At 69.1% G+C, this 21,296-nt stretch carries 20 protein-coding genes; 5 read left to right on the top strand and 15 right to left on the bottom strand.

The features are described from left to right. Positions 1-65: 65 nt before the first annotated feature. Positions 66-455, top strand: coding sequence for a response regulator (locus tag J3R73_RS28835; RefSeq protein WP_307435559.1), 390 nt, complete (start codon positions 66-68; stop codon positions 453-455). Positions 456-593: 138 nt separating this feature from the next. Here J3R73_RS28835 and J3R73_RS28830 read toward each other — a convergent pair whose 3' ends face one another. Continuing rightward, positions 594-1,178, bottom strand: coding sequence for a general stress protein (locus J3R73_RS28830; protein WP_307435555.1), 585 nt, complete (start codon positions 1,176-1,178; stop codon positions 594-596). 357 nt (positions 1,179-1,535) lie between these two features. Here J3R73_RS28830 and J3R73_RS28825 point away from each other — a divergent pair, with 357 nt between their 5' ends. Continuing rightward, complete coding sequence (locus J3R73_RS28825) at positions 1,536-2,117, top strand: PRC-barrel domain-containing protein (protein WP_307435552.1); 582 nt, start codon at positions 1,536-1,538, stop codon at positions 2,115-2,117. Between the two features lie 195 nt (positions 2,118-2,312). Here J3R73_RS28825 and J3R73_RS28820 read toward each other — a convergent pair whose 3' ends face one another. The 6 genes from J3R73_RS28820 to J3R73_RS28795 form a co-directional block, all read right to left on the bottom strand. After that, a complete protein-coding gene (locus tag J3R73_RS28820; RefSeq protein WP_307435549.1) occupies positions 2,313-3,104 on the bottom strand; it encodes a response regulator in 792 nt (263 codons plus the stop codon). Positions 3,105-3,366: 262 nt separating this feature from the next. Then, on the bottom strand, positions 3,367-5,811 hold the full coding sequence (locus J3R73_RS28815) for a GcvT family protein (RefSeq protein ID WP_307435545.1): 2,445 nt from the start codon (positions 5,809-5,811) through the stop codon (positions 3,367-3,369). 186 nt (positions 5,812-5,997) lie between these two features. Beyond that, positions 5,998-6,903, bottom strand: coding sequence for a phosphotransferase (locus J3R73_RS28810; protein ID WP_307435542.1), 906 nt, complete (start codon positions 6,901-6,903; stop codon positions 5,998-6,000). Between the two features lie 107 nt (positions 6,904-7,010). Beyond that, a complete protein-coding gene (locus J3R73_RS28805) occupies positions 7,011-7,982 on the bottom strand; it encodes a threo-3-hydroxy-L-aspartate ammonia-lyase (RefSeq protein ID WP_307435539.1) in 972 nt (323 codons plus the stop codon). Next, positions 7,972-8,391, bottom strand: a complete 420-nt coding sequence (locus tag J3R73_RS28800; RefSeq protein ID WP_307435537.1) for an EVE domain-containing protein — start codon at positions 8,389-8,391, stop codon at positions 7,972-7,974. The genes J3R73_RS28805 and J3R73_RS28800 overlap by 11 nt, the downstream gene beginning before the upstream one ends. 60 nt (positions 8,392-8,451) lie before the next feature. After that, positions 8,452-8,742: a YciI family protein gene (locus tag J3R73_RS28795; protein ID WP_307435533.1), complete on the bottom strand. Its 291-nt coding sequence runs from the start codon at positions 8,740-8,742 to the stop codon at positions 8,452-8,454. Between the two features lie 407 nt (positions 8,743-9,149). Here J3R73_RS28795 and J3R73_RS28790 point away from each other — a divergent pair, with 407 nt between their 5' ends. Then, the gene (locus tag J3R73_RS28790) at positions 9,150-9,368 is read left to right on the top strand and encodes a hypothetical protein (RefSeq protein ID WP_307435530.1); all 219 of its coding nucleotides are present in this window, start codon (positions 9,150-9,152) and stop codon (positions 9,366-9,368) included. 135 nt (positions 9,369-9,503) lie between these two features. On the opposite strand, the gene J3R73_RS28785 is transcribed toward J3R73_RS28790, so the two are convergent. Next, positions 9,504-10,391, bottom strand: coding sequence for a bifunctional 5,10-methylenetetrahydrofolate dehydrogenase/5,10-methenyltetrahydrofolate cyclohydrolase (locus J3R73_RS28785; protein WP_307435527.1), 888 nt, complete (start codon positions 10,389-10,391; stop codon positions 9,504-9,506). 227 nt (positions 10,392-10,618) lie between these two features. Between J3R73_RS28785 and J3R73_RS28780 the strand changes: the two genes are divergently transcribed. Then, a complete protein-coding gene (locus J3R73_RS28780; protein WP_307435524.1) occupies positions 10,619-13,864 on the top strand; it encodes a GH36-type glycosyl hydrolase domain-containing protein in 3,246 nt (1,081 codons plus the stop codon). Between the two features lie 209 nt (positions 13,865-14,073). Here the strand turns inward: J3R73_RS28780 and J3R73_RS28775 are convergent, their stop codons facing one another. The 4 genes from J3R73_RS28775 to J3R73_RS28760 all read right to left on the bottom strand — a co-directional run bounded on the left by J3R73_RS28775 (position 14,074) and on the right by J3R73_RS28760 (position 17,237). Beyond that, the gene (locus J3R73_RS28775) at positions 14,074-14,394 is read right to left on the bottom strand and encodes a hypothetical protein (protein ID WP_307435521.1); all 321 of its coding nucleotides are present in this window, start codon (positions 14,392-14,394) and stop codon (positions 14,074-14,076) included. A 244-nt stretch (positions 14,395-14,638) separates the two neighbouring features. Next, entirely contained in the window at positions 14,639-14,863 is a 225-nt protein-coding gene (locus J3R73_RS28770) for a transcriptional regulator (RefSeq protein ID WP_370880033.1), read from the bottom strand. Positions 14,864-14,997: 134 nt separating this feature from the next. Further along, positions 14,998-16,032, bottom strand: coding sequence for an aldo/keto reductase (locus J3R73_RS28765; RefSeq protein ID WP_307435518.1), 1,035 nt, complete (start codon positions 16,030-16,032; stop codon positions 14,998-15,000). 26 nt (positions 16,033-16,058) lie between these two features. Further along, on the bottom strand, positions 16,059-17,237 hold the full coding sequence (locus J3R73_RS28760) for an MFS transporter (protein WP_307435515.1): 1,179 nt from the start codon (positions 17,235-17,237) through the stop codon (positions 16,059-16,061). Positions 17,238-17,342: 105 nt separating this feature from the next. Here J3R73_RS28760 and J3R73_RS28755 point away from each other — a divergent pair, with 105 nt between their 5' ends. After that, positions 17,343-18,248, top strand: a complete 906-nt coding sequence (locus J3R73_RS28755; protein WP_307435513.1) for a LysR family transcriptional regulator — start codon at positions 17,343-17,345, stop codon at positions 18,246-18,248. Positions 18,249-18,258: 10 nt separating this feature from the next. Here J3R73_RS28755 and J3R73_RS28750 read toward each other — a convergent pair whose 3' ends face one another. The 3 genes from J3R73_RS28750 to J3R73_RS28740 form a co-directional block, all read right to left on the bottom strand. Next, positions 18,259-18,480 carry a SlyX family protein gene (locus J3R73_RS28750; protein WP_307435510.1) on the bottom strand — a complete coding sequence of 74 codons (222 nt, stop codon included), beginning with the start codon at positions 18,478-18,480 and terminating at the stop codon, positions 18,259-18,261. 63 nt (positions 18,481-18,543) lie between these two features. Beyond that, on the bottom strand, positions 18,544-19,713 hold the full coding sequence (locus tag J3R73_RS28745) for an aminotransferase class V-fold PLP-dependent enzyme (RefSeq protein WP_307435507.1): 1,170 nt from the start codon (positions 19,711-19,713) through the stop codon (positions 18,544-18,546). A 3-nt stretch (positions 19,714-19,716) separates the two neighbouring features. Continuing rightward, positions 19,717-21,279 carry a Na+/H+ antiporter gene (locus J3R73_RS28740; RefSeq protein WP_307435505.1) on the bottom strand — a complete coding sequence of 521 codons (1,563 nt, stop codon included), beginning with the start codon at positions 21,277-21,279 and terminating at the stop codon, positions 19,717-19,719. Positions 21,280-21,296: the final 17 nt, after the last annotated feature.

The raw sequence follows: 21,296 nt of genomic DNA, 5'->3' as shown, positions 1-21,296 counted from the left end.
CGCGGCACAAGGGAGAGTAGAGAGGGCTGCGGCGTCCGGCGACATCTCGCCGAGGGGAGCATCGCATGAACATCATCGGTCCGTCGGGCGGACTCCAGGGCCTGCGCATCCTCGTCGTCGAGGACGAGGCGATGCTCGCGATGATGATCGAGGACATGCTGATGGAGTATGGCTGCGAGGTCGTGCACGCCTCGCGCATCGCCCAGGCGCTGGAGATGGCGGCGACCGAGACGGTGGACGCCGCCTTGCTCGACGTCAATGTCGCGGGTGCGGCGGTCGATCCGGTGGCCCGGGAGCTGCAGAAGCGCGGCATTCCCTTCGTCTTCTCCACCGGCTACGGCGCGGGCGGCCTGCCGCCGGACTATCGCGGATGGCCGACCCTCTCCAAGCCTTTCCAGCAGGAAGAACTGCGCGCGACCCTGGAGCAGGTGATCCAAGTCAGCCGGGCGGGATGACGGCGGACGGGAAGCGCGGCGAGGGGGCCGCCCTTCCTCTTCGTCGCGGGACCTTGCGGCCGTCGCCGGCAAGGGCATTTTCCATGGAAAGCCGATCGGCTTTTCGATGGGGAAAATGCGCCGAAGCGATGATTTGCTCTACCGCGTATGGTTCGGAAGCGGCTGGATGACGTCGGACGTCATGATCGGCGCATTGTCGTCGAAGTTGACCCAGCCTTCCGATTCATAGGCCTTCCGGCGGCCGGCGAGATCGACGGTCGGCCCCTGGCGCAGGATCGCCCTGGCCTCTTCGGCCTTGTCGTCCTCCACCCGCGCCGTCACCAGCGCACCGCCGCGCCGCACGCTTTCGGCATAGAGATGGGCGTCGGCTTCCGGTACCCCTGCACTCGTCAGGGCGCCGACGATGCCCCCTGCCGCCCCGCCCACGACGGCGCCGGCCACGGCGCCTGCCGCCGTGGTGGCGAGCCAGCCCGCAGCGACGACGGGGCCGATCCCCGGAATCGCCATGATGCCGAGCCCGGTCAGCAGGCCTCCGACGCCGCCGAGCGCCGCGCCGATGCCGGCGCCCTTGCCCGCCTCCTCCTCGGTGGTCGACGCGCCGTCCTCGCCACGGTTGGCGACGAGCGAGATATCGGCGCTTGCGATGCCGGCGGCTTCCAGCCGCTTCACGGCAGCCATCGCTTCGTCGTAACGGTCGAACAGGCCGGTTATGGTTGTCGTCATCTCAGCTCCTCCTGAAGCGCGCATTTCCGTGGAAACGCGATCGGCTCCAAACGCTTGTTCGCGGATCTTTGCGATGCGTGTCGATGCCGACGCGTCGCAAGACGCCTGAGACCTCGAATCGCGCGCCGGCCGATCGGCCGGCGGGACGGGTCGATCGGCCAACATCCCCGGCGGCGGATTGTTCCCCATTTGGGCATCTCGGCCGGTGGGAGCGGCGTGGCGGCCGCACCGGACGCGCTGCAATCGGAGGTTGAGGCCGGTGCCGGCCCAGGGAACCCGATCGCCGACCGGACGTTTGCTCGACGATGGGCAGCCGCCGTGACACGGGTGGCCGCCCCCACCCACAGGAGAGCACTTATGATGAAGACGAGAACCTTGGCATTTGCAGTGATGCTCGGCGGGCTTGCGGCCGCCCCCGCCTTTGCCGCCGAGAACACCACCGCCACCACCGCGCCGGCCAATGCGGGCAACGCCACTTTCATCAGCCAGGCTCAGGCCGGCGACTGGCGGGCGTCCAAGCTCGTCGGCGTCGACATCTACGGGCCCGACAACAAGAGCATCGGCGACGTCAATGATGTCCTCATCAACCGCGACGGCTCGATCAAGGCCGTCGTGATCGGCGTCGGCGGTTTCCTGGGCGTCGGCGAGAAGAGCGTCGCCCTTCCGTTCAGCGCCATCCAGTGGATGGATGCGCCCGCGACCAGTGCCGCGTCCAACACGGCGACCGCGCCTGCGACCACCGGATCCGTCCCTGCGGCCGGGACTGCGCCGTCCGCCAACACCGGCACGGCTCCCGCGACCACGACGCCTGCCGCTCCCACCACGACAGCAGCAGCCGCGCCCATGGTCAACGACTATCCGGACCATGGTGTCCTGAACATGACGAAGGATCAGCTTCAGAACGCGCCGACGTTCAGCTATGCCTCCGAGAAGAAGTGACGTCCTGTCGCCCTCGATAGGCCGTTGAACCGAGGGCGGGCCGCAGGGTCCGCCCTTTTTTCATGGTGCGCCCGGCAGGCGCGCACCTCCGCGACCTTCCGTCTCGAATTGCCCCGCGGGGGAGAGGCCGGTCAACCGATCCGGCCGCGCCGTTGTCCCGATTCACGGCCTCGTTCTCACCGTTTCGAGCCCGCTTCAGGCCGCGTAGCTCTCCGCCGCCTGGTCGAAGAACAGCGCCTGGCTGATGGTCGCCTTGAGCACGTCGATCTGGAAGGGCTTGGAGATGAGGAAGGCGGGCTCCAGCCTTTCGCCGGTCAGCAGGCGCTCCGGGAAGGCCGTGACGAAGATGACCGGGAGCCGGAGGCTTTCCAGGATTTCCTGCACCGCATCGAGGCCGGAACTGCCGTCCGCGAGCTGGATGTCGGCGAGGACGAGGCCCGGCGGCTTTTCGCGGGCAAGCTTGACGGCCTGGCGATGCGTGCGGGCAATACCGGTGACGCGATGGCCGAGATCGGTGACGAGGGTCTCGAGGTCGAGGGCGATCACCGGTTCGTCCTCGATGATGAGCACGTCCGTCGCCATCTGCAGCGCGATCTCGCGTCCCGCTTCGTCCAGAAGCTCGCCGACGGTGTCGAGGTCGGTGTCGAGGATGGTCGCGACCTCCTGCAACGAGAAGCCTTCCACGGTGCGCAGCAGGAAAGCCTGGCGCGATCGTGGGGCGAGGCGGTCGAGATTGCGCTGACCGGGCAGGATCTCGAACTCGATCGTCGGCGCCACGTTGAGCGGTACCGACGTCCACAGCCGGATGAAGAGCCGGTAGAGCCCGAGGCGGACATCGAGCCGGCTGGACAGGGCTGAGGGGTCGGCGACCAGCGCCCGCAGCGTGGAAGCGACATAGGCATCCCCGCTTCGCTGGGAGCCGCTCAAGGCGCGCGCGAAGCGGCGCAGATAGGGAAGGTGCTGGGCGATTTCCTGGGCGGCCGACATGCGGGCCTCCTATGCTTGACGACTTGAATTCCGAACGTGTCGGCGAATTTGGAATTCCGTCAATTTTTTACTACCGGGTCAACAGCAAAAAAATATATTTTGTCTATGGGAACAATGGAACGCGCCCTGCATTCCATGTCTGATCTGGCCTTTTTATTTGAAGATGACATCGAATGCATGTTGATGCCGGGCTCGGCGCGAGGATGTACCTTTCGCGGGCCCCGCGCCAGGGTGCGAGGGCTCCAGGTTCGCGAGCCGGCGGCTAAGCCTTCGGCCTTTCCATGCGCGGATCGTAGAGCGGCTCCATGAACACCCGCGCCTCCACCCGCTCCGTCGCCACTTCGAGTTCGTAGCGGCCCGACAGAACGTGATCGCGGTCGACGCCGTCGGGATGGCGCACATAGCCGTAGCCGATGTTGAGGCCGGCCGTGTAGCCCCAGCCGGCGGAAGCGAGCCAGCCGCAGCGCCGGCCGTCGCGGTAGATCGTCTCGCGCCCCAGAAGGATCACCGAGGGGTCCGCCACCGTGAAGCCGGCGAGGAGGCGCGGCAGGGGCCTCCCCGCCTGTTCGAGCAGGGCCTCGCGGCCGAGGAAGGGGATGTCCTTCTTCAGCTTCACCGCCCAGCCGAGCCCGGCCATCAGGGGCGAGTGGTCCGGCCCGATCTCGCCGCCCCAGGCGCGGTAGCCCTTTTCGAGGCGCAGCGATTCGATCGCCCGGTAGCCGGCATTGACGAGGCCATGCCCGGCGCCCGCCGCCATCAGCGCGTCATAGACCGTCAGCGCGAACTCGACGGGCACATGCAGCTCCCAGCCGAGCTCGCCGACATAGGTCACGCGCAAAGCGAGGAGGCGTGCGCCGGCGACCTCGATGAGGCGCGCCGCGCCGAAGGGGAAGCCGGCATTGGAAAGGTCGTCCGCCGTCAGCGCCGCCAGCACGTCGCGTGCCTTCGGGCCCATCAGCACCAGCACGGCGTTCTGCGAGGTGACGTCGGCGATGCGTGCATCGAGGCCGTCCGGGATGTTGCGGCCGATCCAGTCGAAATCATGGGTGGCGAAGCCGGTGCCGGTGACGATGTAGAAGCTGTCGGCCGCGAGCCTCGCGACGGTGAGGTCGCATTCGATGCCGCCCTTGCGGTTGAGCATCTGGGTGTAGACGAGGCGGCCGGGCTGCTTCGGCACGTCATTGGCGCAGATCCAGGACAGGGCCGCCTCGGCGTCCCTGCCGGTCACCGTGAATTTGGCGAAGGAGGTCTGGTCGAACAGCACGGCGGCCTCGCGCGCGGCGCGATGCTCGCGGCCGACGGCCTCGAACCAGTTCTGGCGGCCATAGGTGTAGACGTCGCGCGGCTCCTCGCCTTGCGCGGCGAACCAGTTCGGCCGTTCCCAGCCGAGCTTCTCGCCGAATACGGCCCCGTCCGCCTTGAGGCGGTCATAGAGGGGCGAGCGGCGCAGCGGCCGGCCGGACTGATATTCCTCGAACGGCCAGGCCATGGCGTAGTGCTTGGCATAGGCCTCCATGGTGCGCTGCCGCACCCAGCCGGTGTCCAGGGTGTTGCGGCCGAAGCGCCTGATGTCGACCGCCCACAGGTCGTAGGGCGGCTCGCCCCTCGCGACCCATTCGGCCAGCGCCATGCCGGCGCCTCCGCCCGAGGCGATGCCGAAGGCGTTGAAGCCGCAGCCGACATAGACGCCCTTCGTCTCCGGGGCCGCGCCGAGGATGAAATTGCCGTCCGGCGTGAAGCTCTCGGGGCCGTTGATGAACTGCTTGATGCCGGCCCGTTCCATGGCGGGGACGCGGCCGATGGCGAGTGCCATCAGGGGCTCGAAATGGTCGAGGTCGTTCTCCAGGAGCTGGAACTCGAAGCGTTCCGTCGCGCCGGTATTGGCCCAGGGCTTGGGGTTGGGCTCGTAGCCGCCCATCACCAGCCCGCCGACCTCCTCCTTCCAATAGGTGAGCCGGTCGGGATCGCGCAGCGTCGGCAGGTTCGGGGTGACGCCCTCGATGCGCTCGGTGATCAGATATTGATGCTGCATCGAGACGAGGGGGATGTTGACGCCGGCCATGCGGCCGATCTCGCGCGACCATTGGCCGGCGCAGATGACGATCTTCTCGGCCTGGATGCGGCCCTGATCGGTCAGCACGGCGCGCGCGACGCCGCCCTCGCCCTCGATGCCGGTGACGGTGATACCTTCGCGGAAGGTGACGCCGCCCTGGCGTGCGCCTCTGGCGAGCGACTGCGCGATGTCGGAAGGCGAGGCCTGCCCGTCGGTCGGCAGGAAGGCGGCGCCGACGACGTCCTCGATCTGCATCAGCGGCCAGAGGTCCTGCGCCTCCCGCGGCGTGAGAAGCTGCATCTCCAGGCCGAAGGAGGTGGCGGTGGTCGCCTGCCGCTTCACCTCGGTCCAGCGCTCCTGGTTGCAGGCGAGGCGCAGGCCGCCATTGCGCTTCCAGCCGGTGGCGAGGCCGGTCTCCTGCTCCAGCCGGTCGTAGAGGGCGACCGAATAGCCGAGGAGCTGCGTGATGTTGGCGTTGGTGCGCAACTGCCCGACCAGCCCGGCGGCATGCCAGGTCGAGCCGGAGGTGAGCTTGCCGCGCTCCAGCACCAGCACGTCGGAGAGGCCCATCTTCGCCAGATGATAGGCCGTCGAGCAGCCGACGATGCCGCCGCCGATGATGATGATTTTCGCGGAGGAAGGGAGATCGGTCATGGGACGTTTCCAGCTGGTGATGTCGTTGGGGACCGGTGCTTGCGAAGCCGGGCCATCGAGGCTTTTCTTCCCGGGCGCGCGGACGTCTCGTCCGCCCTTTCCCTCCTTACGCGCGAGATGCCGGTCAGGGGACCGGCACACCGGCAGGCGGGGCCCCGGCCCGTCTCCCGGGGGATGCGCGCTCGCTCACATCCGCCGCCAGGCATCGTGGGCCGCCTCGTAGCGCCTGAGATTCTCGGCCGTATAGGCGGCATAGTCGAAATCGAGCCCCGAATGGATCTCCGAAACCATGCTCCACATCGCCTCCCGCAGCAGGGAGGCGGCCGTCATCGCGGCGAGGCGGCGGGAGAGATCGTCCGACAGCGCCCGCCCGAAATAGGCCTCGGCGAGGCCGATGCGCGAGGCCTCGTCGAGCTCGGAATTGGAAGCGAGGCCGCCGAGGTCGAACAGCGGCGAATTGAAGCCGGCATAGTCCCAGTCGACCAGCCAGAGCCGCCTGCCGTCGTCGAGGATGTTGGCGGGGAGCAGGTCGTTGTGGCCGAAGACGATCTCCACCGGCCCGACGGCCGCTTCCAGCGCGTCCGCTTCCTGCAGCAGCCGCGGCAGCGAGGCGAGATGGCGGCTGCCGCCTTCCCGCAGCGTATGGGCGTAGTCGCGCAGCACCTGGAACACCCAGAAGATCGCCGCCGGCCCGCGGAAATGGCGCGGCAACTCGCGATGGCAGCGCCGGACGAGGTCGACCAGCGCGTCCCGGTTGCGGGGATCGCGCACATCCGCCGCCCCGAAGGTCCGCCCATCGACATAGCGCAGCACGAGGGCGCCGGGTTCGCTGTAGATGACTTCGGGCGAAAGTCCGGCGGCGAAGGCGGCCTTGCTGGCGGCGAGTTCGTTGCTGCGGCTGATCTGGTGCAGGGGAATGTCGTCGCCGATGCGCACGACATATTTATGCGCGCCGTCGACCACGGTGAAGTTGGTGTTGGTGATGCCGCCGCCGAGCGGCTGCGGATCGACCTTGCCGCGCCAGCAGGCGAGCGAGGCCGCCCTGTGCAGGGGATCGCTCGCCCCGGGACGGGGAGGCGGCGCGGCAGTCATGGGCACCTCCGGATGATCCGTTCAACCTCCCCACACGCTAGCGCAGTTTGTATGAAACCGTCCAGAGGTTGCGGCCCTCGGAGCGCGGACATCCTGTCCGCTCTCCGTCAGGCGAGCAGGGCGCAGAAGCGTTCGATGTCGACATTCCCGCCGCTGATGATCACGCCGACGCGCTTGCCGCGAAGCGGCTCGCCCATCGCGCGCGCGGCGGCGAAGCCGAGGCAGCCGGTGGGCTCGACCATCAGCTTCATACGCGCGGCGAAGAAGCGCATGGCGTCGGCGAGCTGGCGGTCCGAGACGGTGAGGATGTCGTCGACGTCGCGGCGGATGATCGGGAAGGTCAGCTGGCCGAGATGCTGCGTCTGCGCCCCGTCGGCGATGGTCTGCGGGGTATCGATATGGACGATATGGCCGCTCCGGAACGATTGCTGGCCGTCATTGCCGGCCTCGGGCTCCACGCCGTAGACCTTGCAGCCGGGCGCCAGCGCGCGGGCGGCGAGGGCGGATCCCGACAGCAGGCCGCCGCCGCCGAGGCAGACGAACAGCGCGTCGAGCGGACCGGTCTCCTCGAACAGCTCCCGCGCCGCAGTGCCCTGGCCGGCGATCACGTCGGCATGGTCGTAGGGCGGCACCAGGGTGAGGCCGTGCTCCTGCGCGAGGTCGCGGCCGATCGCCTCGCGATCCTCGGTGTAGCGGTCGTAGAAGACGACGGTGCCGCCATAGCCCCTCGTCGCCGCCACCTTCGCGCCCGGCGCGTCCTGCGGCATGACGATGGTGGCGGGCATGCCGAGCAGCCTGGCCGAGAGCGCGATCGCCTGCGCATGGTTGCCGGAGGAGAACGCCACCACGCCGGCGCGCCGCTGGCGCTCGTCGAACCGCGACAGCGCGTTGAAGGCGCCGCGGAACTTGAAGGCGCCCATGCGCTGCAGGTTTTCGCATTTGAAGAAGAGCGAAGCCCCGCTCTCCTCATCGGTCGTCCGCGACGTCATCACCGGCGTGCGATGCGCGTGCCCCGCCAGCCGTGCCGCCGCCGCGACCACGTCCTCATAGGTCGGCAATGCCCTGTCGTCAGCCTTCATAGCCGCCCATCCCGCACACGAAGGCCCATTCCTCGTCCGTCACCGGCTGCACGGAGAGGCGCATCTGCGTCACCAGCGCCATCTTGGCGAGCTGCGGCTCGGCCTTCACCGCGGCGAGGGACACCGGTTTGGGGAAGGGGGCGACAGCCTTGAAATCGACCAGCACCCAGGGCTCGCCGGGCGTCGCCGGATCGGGATAATGCTCGCGCACCACCTCGGCGACGCCGACGATCGCCTTGCCTTCGTTCGAATGGTAGAAGAAGGCTTGATCGCCCGTCTTCATCGCCATCAAATTGAGCTTGGCGGTGTGGTTGCGCACGCCGTCCCACTTCGTCCCTGCGGCCCCGGCTGCGACCTGGTCGTCCCAGCTCCAGACCGACGGCTCCGACTTGATCAGCCAGTGACGCATGAGGATGTCTCCAGAAGGGGCCGGCAGGCGCGGCGATTCGGGTTCGGACGCGCGCCGCGATCAGGCGGCGGGCGGCTTGACGCCCCAGCGCCAGCGCCGGATCTCGACGTCAACGAACAGCCCCGCCTTGGCATAGGGATCGTTCTGCGCGAAGCTCCGGGCCTCGGCCTCGGACGGAAATTCGACGATCAGCATCGAGCCGGTCGGGCGGTCCTGGTCGTCGAGGAACGGCCCGGCGCCGAGGAGGTTGGCCCCGCCGACATCCTTGAGATAGTCGAGATGGACCTGGCGGGTGGCCATGCGCAGATCGAGGCCGTCAGGCTTGTCCTTGCACAAAATCACGAATTGCATGGTTCGGATCTCCCTTCGCGGTGATCGCAACCGCGTAGCGATTTGCGCCGGCCTTGTCGAGGGGATGGGCGCAGGCGGCACGGTCCTCCGCGCCGGGATAAGAGGAGGAGGCGGTAATTTCGTCGTAGCCGGGCTTGTCCCACGGCTGTCCGGACTTCGTCCGGGATGAGGCAAGCGGCCCGGCAATGACACATCATGAACCGTTGGCAGGCCGGAACCACCTGCCTCAGCGCCGATGGGCGGCACGCCGCCACGGAATGGTTCCCTGGCCGGCGAGAAACAGGGTTCACGTAGTTTTCATCGGCCGCCGAGGTCGGCACCGGGTCCGCCGCGTTGTTCATGACAGCGGCCGGGTCCAGTCTGCGGACGCATCGCGGCCCGGCCTGTCCCGCATCACGGAGAAACCAATGCAGAAGATCATCGTCTCATCGATCGCCGCTGCCGTCCTCGCCCTTTCGGGCTCCGCCGCATGGGCCGACATGCCCGACCAGCACAATCCCGATAATCCGATCGTCGTGCGGCGGCAGATGCATGACTGGCAGCATCGGCAGGCCAGGCACCATGGCGCCCGCTACCATCATGATTACCACCATCACCACATGTGGCGGCATCACCACGTGATGTGACGGATTCGATCGCGCAGGGAGACGTCCGTTCGCGCTCCATTCAGGCAAAGTGCCGCGATCGCCTTCTCCCGCATGGGAGAAGGCGGCGCATGACGCCTGTCCTGGCGCGCCGGACCGTTCCGTTCGCTCCGGGCCTCAGCCCCTGGCGCGGGCTTCCGCCGCGACCACCGTGTTGTGCAGGAGGCAGGCGACGGTCATCTTGCCGACGCCGCCGGGCACCGGCGTGATGTAGGAGGCGATGCCCATCGCCTCGGCGGTGGCGACATCGCCGACGATGCGGCTCTTGCCGTCCGCCGTGGCGACGCGGTTGATGCCGACGTCGATCACCACGGCACCGGGTTTGATCCAGTCGCCCTTCACCATTTCGGGGCGGCCGACCGCCGCGACGAGGATGTCGGCCTGGCGGCACACGGCCGGCAGGTCGCGGGTGCGCGAATGGGCGATCGTCACGGTGCAGTCATTGGCGAGCAGCAACTGCGCCATCGGCTTGCCGACGATGTTGGAACGGCCGACCACCACCGCGTTCCGGCCGGACAGCGCGCCCTTGCCGAGCGTGTCGACCAGCATCATCAGCGAGCCCAGCGGCGTGCAGGGGATCAGCATCTGCTCGGGATCGATCTTCGCCGCCGTGAACAGCTTGCCGACATTCATCGGATGGAAGCCGTCGACGTCCTTGGCCGGGTCGATGGCGTCGATCATCATCTGCCCGTCGAGATGGTCGGGCAGCGGCAGCTGCACCAGGATGCCGTCGACGGCCGGATCGGCGTTGAGGCGGGCGATCTCGGCCAGCAGCGCGTCCTTGCCGACGGTTTCCGGCAGTTCGATCAGCCGGCCGTCGATCGCCGTCTCATGCGCCATCTTGGTCTTGGTCGACACATAGGCGCGGCTCGCCGGATGATTGCCGACGATCACCACGTCGAGCCGGGGCTTGCGGCCATGGCTCGCGGCGAAGGCTTCCGCGCGCACCTTGGTGCGGGCCCGGACATTCGCCGCATGGACATTGCCGTCGATCAGTTCGGTCATGGCGCAGACTCTCGATGTTCAGGACGGGGCCTTATAGCGCGACGACACCCCCGCAAGGCAATCCCGGCCCGTCCTGTTCTGTCCTGATTCGGCGGGGCCGGGCGCCAAGCCCGCCGTCCCGGCGACGGATGGGCGCCTTCACGGACGGGCCGATGCGCAATACGGTGCGCAGGCGCCAGTGCGATTCGAGGCCCCGGAGCCTCGGTGCGGCGCCGAGGAGGAAAGCGATGGCGGCCGGCGGCAAGCGTCACTTCAACGTCCCGCGCGAGGCGGATCTCGGGCTCCACACCATCGCCAATGCGGCGGGGCTGGCGATCTCCTTCCTGCCCAACGGCACGATCTTCGCCATCGAGCATCGCGGCTCCGCCGTCATGGTGAACCAGGTGCTCGGCTCGCCGCTCCACGGCGGCATCGGCCGGCTCTATCTGCGCGCCGGCGGCGACCGGCCCTTCGTCGGCGAGATCGTCGGCCCTTCGGCCAAGGGGCGCTTTGCCGGCGGCACCGAAAGCGCCGAGTGGACCGGCGAGATCGAAGGCGTTTCCTACCGCGTCAAGCTGGGCCTGTACCCGCTGGATACCGCATGGCTCTGGCAGGTCGAGCTGTCGAGCGAGGGGGGCGAGGTGCCTTGCGACGTCGTGCTGGTGCAGGATGTCGGCCTCGGCGGGCGCGGCTTCCTGATGGGCAGCGAGGCCTATGCCTCGCAATATCTCGACCATCACATCGCCCGGCACGACAGCTATGGGCCGGTGGTCATGAGCCGGCAGAACCTGTCGCAGAACGGCCGCTTCCCCTGGCTCGCCCAGGGATGCCTCGACGGCGCGGCCGGCTTCGCCACCGATGCCATCGAGCTGCTCGGCCCGGATTTCCGGATGACGGGCCGCTTCGCCCGGCCCTTCGGCACCCCACTTCCCAGCCGCCGCCGGCAGCACGAGGTCGGCTGCGTGGCGCTGCAATCCCTGCCGCTGGCCGTCTCGCCGGGCTATCCGGCGCGGGTATCCTTCTTCGGCGTCTTCGCCGCCGACCATCCCGCCGCCTCGGGCGAGGCCGACCTGGCGCCCGTCGAGGCGGTCGCGCGGCGGCACGGCCACATCGTGGTGGAGGCGCTGGCGCCGGCGGCGCCGCCGCGCAGCCTCCTCCAGGATGCGCCGCTTCTCCAGCCCCTCGCCTTCGGCGAGGAAGAGCTCGCCCGCCGCTTTCCCGAGCGCAGGGCGGAAGAGCGCGACGGCGCCGCGCTGCTCTCCTTCTTCGTGCCGGACGGGCAGCAGAACCGCCATGTCGTGCTGGCGGCCAAGGAAGGCCGCGTCGCCCGCCGCCACGGCGCCCTGCTGCGCAGCGGCCGGAGCATGAAGCTCGACGACTCCACCCTGTGCGCCACCGCCTGGATGCATGGCGTGTTCGCCGCGCAGCTCACCATCGGCAACACCTCGTTCCACAAGCTGTTCTCGGTCTCGCGCGATCCCTACAACATCACGCGGGCGAGCGGATTGCGCATCCTCGCCGATATGGGCGAGGGCTGGCGGCTGCTCGGCGTGCCCTCGGCCTTCGACATCGGCCTGAGCGATGCCCGCTGGATCTACCGGCTCGCCGACCGGACGATCACCGTCCACGCCATCGCTGCCGGCGATGCCCCGGCCATGCAGTGGCGCGTCGCGGTCGAGGGCGCGCCGTGCCGCTTCCTCGTCAGCGGCCATGTGGTGATGGGCGAGCGCGACTATGAGCAGACGGGATCGGTCGAGATCGACGAAGCGGCCGGCCGCATCAGCCTGCGCCCCGCGTCCGACTGGCTCTGGGGCCAGACCTATCCGCATGCCGCCTATCACCTGGTGGTCGCGACGCCGGAGGCGGTCGAGGCCCTCGGCAGCGACGAATTGCTCTATGAGGACGAGGCGGTTCGCGACGGCTCCGTCATCGCCCTGCGGTCCGCACCGACCACGGAGCTCGTCTTCGCCGTCACCGGCTCGATGACCGATACGGCCGAGGGCCTCGCGCTGGCCGATCGCTTCGCCGCCGGGCCCGACGCGGGCGGCCTGCTCGCGCCGGCGCGGCGGTTCTGGAGCCATGTCACCCGCGACCTGCGCCTCCAGGGCGAGGACCCCGACGTCGAGGCGCAGGACCTCATGCTGCCCTGGCTCGCCCATGACGCCATGATGCACCTCACCGTGCCGCACGGGCTGGAGCAATATACCGGCGCCGCCTGGGGCACGCGCGACGTCTGCCAGGGGCCGGTCGAGCTCCTGCTGGCGCTCGAGCATGACGGCGAGGTCCGCGACATCCTGCTCACTCTGTTCGCCGAGCAGTCGCGGGCGAAGGGCGACTGGCCGCAATGGTTCATGCTCGACCCCTATCCCTATATCCGCGCCGGCGACAGCCATGGCGACGTCATCGTCTGGCCGCTGAAGGCGCTGTGCGACTATGTCGAGGCGACCGGCGATCTCGCCATCCTCGGCGAGAAAGCCGCCTGGCGCGACGGGAAGAATGGCCGCACCGCCGACATCGACACGATCGCCGCCCATGTCGATGCCTTGCTCGACACCGTGCTGGCGAGCTTCATCCCCGGCACGCATCTGGTGCGCTACGGCGAGGGCGACTGGAACGATTCGCTCCAGCCCGCCGACCCGCATCTGCGCGACTGGATGGTCAGCAGCTGGACGGTGGCGCTGCTCTACGAGCAGGTCGTGCGCTACGCCGCCATCCTCGACCGGGCCGGGCAGGGGGCGCGGAGCGTGGCGCTCGCCGATCTCGCCGGCCGGATGCGCGCCGATTTCAACCGCCACCTCATCCGTGACGGCGTGGTGGCCGGCTATGCCCTGTTCGGGCATGAGCCGGGCAGCGGCGTCGAGCTGCTGCTGCATCCCTCCGACACCCGCACCGGCCTCGCCTATTCGCTGATCTCGATGACGCAGGCGATCATCGGCGGCCTGTTCGATCCCGACCAGGCGCGCGACCATCTGCGGGTGATCGAGGAGCATCTTCTCCTGCCCGACGGTGCGCACCTTATGGACCGGCCGGTCAAGTATAGCGGCGGGCCGGAGACGCTGTTCCGGCGCGCCGAATCCGCCGCCTTTTTCGGGCGCGAGATCGGCCTGATGTATGTGCATGCGCATCTGCGCTATTGCGAGGCGCTCGCCCGGCACGGCGAGGCGCAGGCGCTGTGGGACGGCCTCGCCCTCGTCAATCCCATCGCCGTGACCAACCGGCTGCCCAGTGCCGCGCTGCGCCAGCGCAACACCTATTTCTCCTCCAGCGACGCCGCCTTCCCCGACCGCTATGCGGCGAGCGCCGAATGGGGCCGCGTCCGCGCCGGCACCATCGCCGTCGACGGCGGCTGGCGCATCTATTCGAGCGGTCCCGGGCTCTTCACCCGCGCCGTCGTCGAGCTCGTGCTCGGCCGCCGCCGGCATTTCGGCGAAAGGATCGAGAGGCCGCTGATGCCGCCGGTGCTGACGGGAATGACGATGAACCGCGAGGCGTGACCGCCCGGGAGCGCGGACGTCCTGTCCATAGGCGCCGAGATAAGAGGAAGAGGCGCAATTTTGTCATGCCCGGGCCTTGTCCCGGGTATCCGGACTTCGTCCGGGATGAGGGCTCTCGGCCCGGCAATGACAAATCCTGAACTGGTATGGACCAGAAATCGCCCTGTCTCAGCACCTATGGCATCCAGTCCGTCCGCGCTCCCGCGATTTCAGGCCTCCGCGTCCTTGCCTACCTGGCGTTTCTTCGTCCGGCGCCGCTGCTTGCGCAGCTCCGCGCTTTCATGGATGCCGAAGGTCGCCTTCGGCTTTCTGCGCGCCGCCGCGGCCTTTTCCGCCCGTTCCTTTTCCTTCAGCAGCGCCTTCAGGGCCTTGAGGTGGGCTTCGGTGAAGAAGAGATCGCGGCCGGAGGCGGTGAAGAAGCCGTGCTGGCGCGCGACATTGGCGAGCGGCTTCGCCTCGGTGCCCAGGCGTTGGGCGGCCTGGACCAGGGTGAAGACCGGTGCTGCCGGGGACGACGGGATCTCGGCCAAGGAAAGTCCTTCCATTCGGTACGGCGACCGCGAAGGGCCTTTCTACAGGAAAACCGGCGGCCGATGCAAAGAAGGTGGCGGCCCCGTCTCACGTAGTGAGGATCGAGCACACGCAAACTCGCACAGCGAATGGACGCTGATCGCTACCAGTTTGGTGCTTCCAGCGTCTCGATCGCGGTCTGCTGCTGCGCTTCGTCGTCGCCGACGATCAGGCGCAGCAACACGTTGGTATCGAGGCTGGTTTTCACTTGCGCTCGATTCCGCTCAGTCCCGCGGCGGTGCCGGCGTCGGCAATGGCGTCATGGATCTGGTCGATCGAAAGCCGCGCGCCGTTCGTCTTCCCCTTGAGGAAGCTCTGCAGCTCCCGCCACGAGCCCTTGGGCTGTTCGGCCTTCAGCTCCGCCCGGCCATCGGGCAGCAGCTCGAGCCTGATCTTGCCGCCCGGTTCGATGCCCAGATGCTTCAGCACGTCCTTCCTGAAAGTGACCTGGCCCCGCGTATTGACGTCAACGTCGGCATGGTGAGCGTCCCCCAGACTGACTGCCGATATAAAGCAAATTTGCATTATCGGCAGGGCGGATGTCCGGCGAAGGTGACCGCCCGTCACACCAAGGGCGGGTCGAGCCGGGCGAAGGCCGCCTGCCGGCGATAGGGAAAATAGGGATAGGGCGCCGTCACCGCGCTGGCCTCGTCGAGCCGGGCCACCTGCGCCGGCGTGAGCGACCAGCCGACGGCGCCGAGATTCTGGCGAAGCTGCTCCTCGTTGCGGGCGCCGATGATCACGGAGGCGACCGTCGGGCGCTGCAGCAGCCAGTTGATGGCGATCTGCGGCACGGTGCGGCCGGTCTCGGCCGCGATCTCGTCGAGCGCGTCGACGACACGGTAGAGCAGTTCGTCGTCGACGGGCGGCCCGAAGCCGGCGGTGTCGTGCAGGCGGCTGCCTTCCGGCCAGGGCTGGCCGCGGCGGATCCGGCCGGTCAGCCGGCCCCAGCCGAGCGGGCTCCAGACCAGCGCGCCGAGGCCCTGATCCTTGCCGAGCGGCATCAGCTCCCATTCATAGTCCCGGCCGAGCAGCGAGTAATAGACCTGGTTGGCGACGTAGCGCGGCCAGCCGTGCCGGTCGGCCGCCGCGAGCGACTTCATCACCTGCCAGCCCGAGAAGTTGGAGACGCCGACATGGCGCAGCTTGCCCGCCCGTACCAGCCCGTCGAGCGTCGAGAGCACTTCCTCCACCGGCGTGCCGGCGTCGAAGGCGTGCAGTTGCAGCAGGTCGATATGGTCCGTGCCGAGGCGGCGCAGCGCATCCTCGACGGCGCGCACGAGACGCCCCCGCGAGGAGCCGGCATCGTTGGGGCCATCGCCCATCGGCAGGCCGGTCTTGGTCGAGATCAGCACCTGGTCGCGCCGTCCCCTGATCGCGGCGCCCAGCACCTCCTCGGAGGCGCCCTGCGAATAGACGTCGGCGGTGTCGAACAGCGTGACGCCGGCGTCGATGCAGATGTCGAGGAGGCGGCGCGCCTCCGCGGCGTCGGTGCGGCCCCAGGCGCCGAACAGCGGGCCGGATCCGCCGAAGGTGCCGGTGCCGAAGCTGAGCGCCGGCACCTTCAGCCCGGATGTTCCAAGACGGCGATAGTCCATGGCGATTTCCTTTCGATCGATGCGGGTCAGGCGGAAAGGGAGGCCGATCGCGCCGCGTCGATGCGATCGGTCCTCAGGGCGAGGAGCGCGGTGACGATGGCGGCGAGCGGAAACAGGCTGGCGGCGAGCGGCACCATGCCCAGGCCCGGCCCGTGCTCGATCACGGCGCCACCCGCCCAGGCCCCGAGGGCGTTGCCGAGGTTGAAGGCGGCGATGTTGAAGCTGGAGGCAAGGCTGCGGCCGGCACCGGCGGCCTTTTCCAGCACCCACATCTGCAGCGGGGCGACGGTGGCGAAGCCCGCCGCGCCGAGCAGGCCGACGAAGAGGACGGCGGCGATGGGCTGGTGCAGCGCCGGCCCCATCAGGGCCAGCACGGCGGCGAGGCCGGCGAGGGTGCCGAGCACCGTGCCGACGAGGTGCCGGTCGGCAAAGCGGCCGCCGACGAGGTTGCCGAGCACGAGGCCGCCGCCGAACACCAGCAGGATCGGGGAGACGGCGGTCTCCGGGAAGCCGGCGATGCGCGTCAGCGCCGGGGCGATATAGGTGAAGACCGCGAAGACGCCGGCATAGCCGAGCACCGTCGTCGCCAGGCCGAGCAGCACGACGGGCCGCGCGATCGCGGCGAGATCGGCCCGCCAGTCGGACGCCTCCGGCGCGGCCTCGTCCTTCGGCACGAGCGCGAGGATGACGCCGAGCGCCGCGACGCCGACGAGCGCGACCGCCCAGAACGTCGCCCGCCAGCCGAAGGCCTGGCCGAGCCAGGTGCCGAGCGGCACGCCGAGGATGTTGGCGACCGTCAGCCCCGTGAACATCACGGCGATGGCCGAGGCGCGCTTGTCCGGCCCGACGAGGCCGGTCGCCACCACGGATCCGACGCCGAAAAAGGTGCCGTGGGCGAGCGCGGTGAGCACGCGCGCCGCCATCAGCGTGCCGTAGGTCGGCGCGAGGGCGCAGGCGGCGTTGCCGGCGGCGAAGATCGCCATCAGGCCGAGGAGCACGGTCTTGCGCGGCCAGCGGGCCGTCAGCACGGTCAGCACCGGCGCGCCGGCGACGACGCCGAGCGCATAGCCCGAGATGAGCAGGCCGGCGGAGGCGATGGAGACGTGGAGGTCGGCGCCGACGTCGAGCAGCAGCCCCATGATGACGAATTCGGTGACGCCGATGCCGAAGGCACCGGCCGTCAATGCGTAGAGGGCCAAGGGCATGATGAAAGGGGTCCGGCTGGTTCGTGGGATGAGCCGGACCATAGACGCGCGGGAGACGATGAGATAGAATGCCTGAAATCACATCATCTATGAATTGAACTCACAATGGCACGGATCGAGATCAATCGCTCCGGCGAGATGGAAGTGTTCGTCCGCGTCGTCGAGCAGGGCGGCTTCTCGCCCGCGGCGCGCGCCTGCCGGATGACGCCCTCGGCGGTCAGCAAGCTCGTGGCGCGGCTGGAGGGCCGGCTGGGCGCCCGGCTCGTCAGCCGCTCCACCCGCAAGCTCCAGCTCACGCCGGAAGGCTGCGCCTTCTACGAGCGGGCGACGCGCATCCTCGCCGACATCGAGGACGCCGAGCGCGGCGCCGCCACCGGGGAACAGGCCGTCGGGCGCATCCGCTTCAACACCAGCGCCTCCTACGGCATGCACATCCTCGCGCCGGTGCTTCCCGACTTCCTCGCGCTCCACCCCGGCGTCACCCTCGACATCGTGCAGACCGATCACGTCATCGACCTCCTGGCCGAGCGCACCGACATCGCCGTCAGGGCGGGGCCGCTGAAGAGCTCGAGCCTCGTCGCGCGCAAGCTCGGGGAGACGCCGATGCTGATCGTGGCGTCGCCCGCCTATCTCGGACGGGCCGGCGTGCCCCGGACCATCGCCGATCTCGAGCTGCATGAGCGCCTCAGCTTCAGCTATGCGCGCAGCATCGAGGGCTGGTCGCTGCGCGACGGCGAGGAGACCGTGCTGGTGCCGGCGGTGGGCCGGGTGCAGGCGAGCGACGGCGAGGCGCTTCGCCACCTCGCGCTCGGCGGCGCCGGCCTGGCCCGCCTCGCGGCGTTCACGGTGCGCGACGACATCGCGGCGGGCCGTCTGGTGCCGGTGCTCGAGCCGCTCGGATCCGGCGACCGCGAGGTCTTCCATGCCATCTATGTCGGACAGGGCGGGCCGCTGCCCTCCCGCGTGCGCGCCTTGCTCGACTTCCTCGCCCTGCGCGGGCGGGTGAGCTGAGGCCGCGCCCTCAATAATGCGGCGGCGGCGGTTCGGGCAGGCCGGCGAGGTCCGCCCGTAGCTCGGTCGCCTGCATGCGGTCGTCGAGGCGCGCCAGCCGGCGCGTCAGCGCCTCGATCTGCTTCCACTGCGCCACGATCGCCTGGTTGAGATCCTCGATGATCTCGTCCTGGAAGGCGAGGCGGGTTTCCAGCGTGTCGATGCGGGCGGTGAGCGTGTCGATGTCGTTCATGCCGCAGCTCTACCACGTCGCGCCGAAACCGTCATGGCCGGCGCGGCGGCGTGCGGCCGGGCCTCACAGCCGCGCGACATGCTCGACCAGGCGGTCGATGTCGGCGCCGGTGTTGTAGTAATGCGGCGAAGCGCGCACCAGCATCGGCAGGGATCGCGCCTCGGCGTCGAGCCGGGTGCTCGCGGGGTCGGAGGTGCCGATGACGATGCCGGCGGCGGCGGCGCTCGCCACGACGCTCTCGGCCTCATGGCCGTCCAGCGTGAAGCTGACGATGGCCGACGGGCTCCGGCCGAGATCCCGCAGGCGCAGGCCGTCTATGCCGCTCAGGCCGGCGCGCAGGCGGTTCGCCAGCGCGCGGCAGCGCTTCTCGATCGCATCGAGCCCGAGATCGAGCGCATAGTCGACCGCGGCGCCCAGCCCCAGCCGCGCCGCATAATTATTCTCCCAATTCTCGAAGCGGCGGGCATCGCCGCGCAGCCGGTACCGGTCCCGTTCCACCCACGGCGCGGCGTGATGGTCGATCATCGGCGGTTCGAGCCGGTGCAGCATCGAGCGGCGGACATAGAGGAAGCCGGTGCCGCGCGGCCCGCGCAGGAATTTGCGTCCGGTCGCCGAAAGCATGTCGCAGCCGATCGCCTCGACGTCGACCTCCATCTGCCCCACGGCCTGGCAGGCGTCGACCAGATAGGGAATGGCGTAGGTCCGCGCCACCGTGCCGATGCGTGCCGCGGGGTTGACGAGGCCGCCATTGGTCGGCACCCATGTCACCGAGATGAGCTTCACCTTGCCGTCGATCATGCGCTCGAGCGCGGCGACGTCGAGCTGGCCCGAGGCGTCGTTCGGCACCACCTCGACCCGCGCGCCCGTGCGGCGGCACATCTGCAGATAGGCGACATAATTGGCCGCATATTCGGCTTCGGCGGTGAGGATGCGGTCGCCCGCCTTGAAGGGCATCGCATAGAACGCCATCTGCCAGGCGACGGTGGCGTTCTCCACCAGGGCGATCTCGTCCCGGCCGGCGTTGAGCAGCCGGGCGACGGAATCATAGACGGCTTCGAGCCGCTCGGCCTCCCTGTCGGCGGCGGCGTAGCCGCCGATCTCGGCTTCCAGGTCGATATGATCCTTCATGGCCGCCACCACCGAGACCGGCATCAGCGCGGCGCCGGCATTGTGGAGATAGGATTGCCGGCCGGCCGCCGGCGTATCGGATCGGATCCGCTCGAAATTGATCATCGTCTATGTGGCTCCGGCGCTGAGCTCGGCCCAGTCGAACTCCGCCTCCAGCACGTGATAGGCGTCATCGCCGATGGCACCGTCGAGGCGCAGTTCATTGGCCTTGCGGCGGGCGGCGGCGATCGCCTTGCGCCGGATCGGATTGCCTGGCAGCTCGTCGGTGTCGTCCTCGGTGGGACTGGTCTCGTTGAGCTCGACCACCGCGCGGTATTCCTTGCGCAGGATGCCCGCCAGGGGCGAGGTCTCGTCGGCGATGGCGTCGAGCGCCGCGCGATAGGCCTCGGTACGCGCCCACTTCACCTCCTGGCCGACGGGGTCGCCGTCGCGCAGGCGCAGCCATCCGATCAGCGGCTTCAGGGTCGGCCCCTGGATCACCAGCGTGCCGAACACCACGCAGAAGGCGCAGATCAGGATGAGGTCGCGATAGGGGAAGGGCGAGCCGTCGGCGAGCCTGTCGGGCAGCGCGAAGGCGGCGGCGAGCGTGACGATGCCGCGCATGCCGGCCCAGGACACCATCAGCCCGCCGCGCATCGTCGGCCGGGCCATCGGTCGGGGCGGGCGGAAGCCGTAGCGGGCGATCTTCACGCGGATCGCCGTGTTGTAGGTCATCACCCAGGCGAAGCGCGCCAGGATGGTGGTGGCGAGCACCGCCAGTGCCGTCATGCCGTATTCGTAGCGCAGGCCCGCGTCGAGCCGCTCCCACAGCGGGCGCAGCTGCATGCCGATCAGCACGAAGGCGAAGGCGTTGAGGATGAAGACCGCCGTCTCCCACACCGCATAGACGGGCACGCGCATGCGCGCCGGCACGAACACGCCGCCCGTGCGGGCGACCGTCATCGCATAGGCCACGATGGTGAGAATGCCGGAGAGGCCGATGGCCTCGGCGACGATCCAGACCCCGAACGTGGCGGAGAACTGCACGATGATCGCCGTCGGCGCGTCGTCGATCAGCCGATTCGCGCGCTGGAACAGATGGCCGAAGGCGATGCCGCCGACGATGCTGCCGACGACGGTGAGCAGGAAGGCCGGCGCGATGCCGACCACCGAAATGCCGCCCGACACCATCGCCAGCACGGCCAGGCGGTAGATCAGCAGGGCGGTGGCGTCGTTGAGGAGGCTCTCGCCTTCCAGGATCTTGAGGAGGCGGTGCGGAAGCCTGACCTGCCGCACCACCGCGGTCGCGGCGGCGGCATCCGGCGGCGCGACGATGGCGCCGAGGGCGATGGCGGCGGCCCATGGCATCGCCGGAACCATCAAGTGGGCGACCACCGCGACGGCCACGGTGGTGACACCGACGGCGGCGATGACGAGGTTGCCCACCGGCAGCCAATTGTCACGAAGATCGCGCAGCGATGTGTCGTAGGCGGCGTCGAGCAGCACGGGCGCCACGAACAGCGTCAGCGCGAGATGGGGATCGAGCGTCCATGCCGGCGCGGCGGGCACGAAGGCGAGGCAGGCGCCGCCGATGGCCAGGAAGGTCGGATAGGGCACGCCCAGCCGGCGCGCCAGCGCCGCCAGCAGGGCCGCGCCCAGCAGCAGAAGGATGATCCACTCGAATGTTTCCATCAGCGCCCCGGCATCCG

This window comes from Labrys monachus (assembly GCF_030814655.1).
Classification (GTDB): domain Bacteria; phylum Pseudomonadota; class Alphaproteobacteria; order Rhizobiales; family Labraceae; genus Labrys; species Labrys monacha.
This window is presented reverse-complemented; position numbering and strand designations above follow the sequence as displayed.